General features: G+C 70.5%; 3 protein-coding genes and 1 pseudogene. All 4 read left to right on the top strand.

Going from position 1 to position 2,352, the window contains the following annotated elements; genetic code table 11:
* A pseudogene (locus WA944_RS02065) lies at positions 1-223 on the top strand (DUF6779 domain-containing protein); the annotation flags it as partial.
* Positions 224-303: 80 nt separating this feature from the next.
* The gene (locus WA944_RS02060) at positions 304-1,251 is read left to right on the top strand and encodes a Rossmann-like and DUF2520 domain-containing protein (protein WP_526368544.1); all 948 of its coding nucleotides are present in this window, start codon (positions 304-306) and stop codon (positions 1,249-1,251) included.
* Positions 1,248-2,192 (top strand): pantoate--beta-alanine ligase, encoded by a 945-nt coding sequence (gene panC, locus WA944_RS02055; protein ID WP_526368542.1) that lies wholly within the window; start codon positions 1,248-1,250, stop codon positions 2,190-2,192. The genes WA944_RS02060 and panC overlap by 4 nt, the downstream gene beginning before the upstream one ends.
* Positions 2,192-2,352 (top strand): aspartate 1-decarboxylase (locus tag WA944_RS02050; RefSeq protein WP_526607767.1); only part of this gene is annotated, 161 nt, incomplete at its 3' end. The genes panC and WA944_RS02050, both read left to right, overlap by 1 nt.

The raw sequence follows: 2,352 nt of genomic DNA, 5'->3' as shown, positions 1-2,352 counted from the left end.
ACGCCGGGCAGATGACGCACCGGCGGAACCACCGCGTGGCCGGCACTACGCCGAGGCCGACGCCGCGGACGCCGCCCCGCCACCGGCGCCGGAACCGGAGCAGCACGAGGACGAGGATTCGGCCGGCGGCGCCCACACCGGCGGCCAGTCGGTCGCGGAGTTGTTGGCACGCCTGCAGGCGACGCCGTCGGGAGGCGGCAGGCGTAGGCGCCGCGAGGATTGAGCTAGTCTCGTAGCGACCGTCCGGTACCTGCGCGACGCGGGACCGGAACGAAGCCATGAGAATCTGCGAGGTCGCCTGCGATGCTGCAGCCCCCCGCCGGCGGGAGCACTCCGCACGACGGACTCCGCCCGGCACGGCTCACCATCGGCGTCATATCTGCCGGCCGGGTGGGCACCGCCCTGGGCGCGGCGCTCGAACGTGCCGAACACGTCGTCGTGGGCTGCAGCGCGGTGTCGAGGACGTCGCGGCAACGCGCCCAGCAGTGGCTCCCCGACACCCCGGTGCTTCCGGTCGACGAGGTGGCCGGACGCGCCGAGTTGCTGCTGCTGGCCGTACCGGATGCGGAACTTCCGGCTCTGGTGACGGGGCTGGCCGCCACCGGGGCGGTACGGCCCAGCACCATCGTTGTCCACACCTCGGGCGCCAACGGGATCGCGGTGCTGGCCCCGCTGGCCGAGCAGGGATGTATAGCGCTGGCAATCCACCCGGCGATGACGTTCGCCGGCACGCCGGAGGACCTCGATCGGCTGCGCGGTACCTGTTTCGGCATCACCGCCGCGGACGAGATCGGCTACGCCGTCGCGCAGTCGCTGGTGCTCGAGATCGGTGGTGAACCGTTCCGGGTCCGCGAGGATGCCCGGACCCTCTACCACGCCGCGCTGGCGCACTCCAGCAACCATCTCGTCACCGTCGTGCTGGATGCCGTCGAGGCGTTGCGCGCGGCGCTGTCGGGCCAGGAATTATTGGGGCAGGAGCCCGTCGGCGACGGTCCGGGCGGAATCGCCGAACGGATCATCGCTCCGCTGGCGCGGGCATCGCTGGAGAACGCGCTGCAGCGGGGCCAAGCCGCGCTCACGGGCCCGGTCGCGCGCGGCGACGCGGCCGCGGTCGCCGGACATCTGCAGGCGCTCGACGAAGTGAGTCCCGACCTGGCGCGGGCGTATCGGACCAATTCGTGGCGCACCGCACAGCGCGCGCACGCACCCGATGTCGTGTTCGAGGTACTGGCGGAAGCAGGGCAATCGTGACCGGACGCAGCACCCCGAAGTTCAGCGCTGGCCAGCTCAACGTGTACGCACGCCCGCGCGAGGTCTCCGACGTGACCCGGGCGTTGCGGGCCACCGGGCGCAGGATCATGCTGGTGCCGACGATGGGCGCCCTGCACGAGGGCCACCTGACGTTGATCCGCGCCGCCCAACGGGTGCCGGGTGCGGTGGTGGTGGTGTCGAACTTCGTCAATCCCTTGCAGTTCGGCGCCGGCGAAGACCTCGACGCATACCCCCGCACGCTGGCCGACGATCTCGCTGCGCTGCGGGCCGAGGGCGTCGAGATCGCGTTCACCCCGACCGCCGAGGACATGTACCCCGAGGGCAGCCGCACCACCGTGGTGCCGGGACCCCTCGGCGCCGAGCTCGAAGGTGCCGCCAGGCCAACACATTTCGCCGGTGTGCTGACCGTTGTGCTGAAACTCTTCAACGCTGTGCACCCTGATCGGGCGTTCTTCGGGGAGAAGGACTATCAGCAGCTGACGTTGATCCGGCAGATGGTCACAGACCTGAACCTGGATGTCGTCGTGGTCGGGGTGCCCATCGTCCGCGAAGCCGACGGGCTGGCGATGTCGTCACGCAACCGCTACCTCGACCCCGTCGAGCGCGAGCAGGCAGGTGCGTTGTCGGCGGCACTGCTCGCGGGGATGTACGGGGCCTCGACCGGGGCCGCCGCCGCGCTGGACGCCGCCGGTGCGGTGCTCGACGAGGTGCCCGCCCTCGAGGTCGAGTACCTCGAGGTGCGTGACCCGATGCTGGGGCCGCCGCCCGCCGAGGGGCTCGGCCGGATGTTGGTGGCGGCCAGGCTGGGGCGCACCCGGCTGCTCGACAACATCGCCATCGACATCGGGGCGGGCACCGGCATCGACGGCCATCCGCAGGTGCCATCCGGTCAGAGTCACGAATTGCCTTGGAGGAACTGATGTTACGTACGATGCTGAAATCGAAGATCCACCGCGCCACCGTGACGCAAGCCGATCTGCACTACGTCGGGTCGGTGACGGTGGACGCAGACCTGATGGATGCCGCCGATCTGCTCGAGGGGGAGCAGGTGACGATCGTCGACATCGACAACGGTGCCCG

Source organism: Mycobacterium sp., assembly GCF_049683355.1.
Classification (GTDB): domain Bacteria; phylum Actinomycetota; class Actinomycetes; order Mycobacteriales; family Mycobacteriaceae; genus Mycobacterium.
Note: the sequence above shows the minus strand (reverse complement) of the source record. Positions and strands in the feature narration are given on the sequence as shown.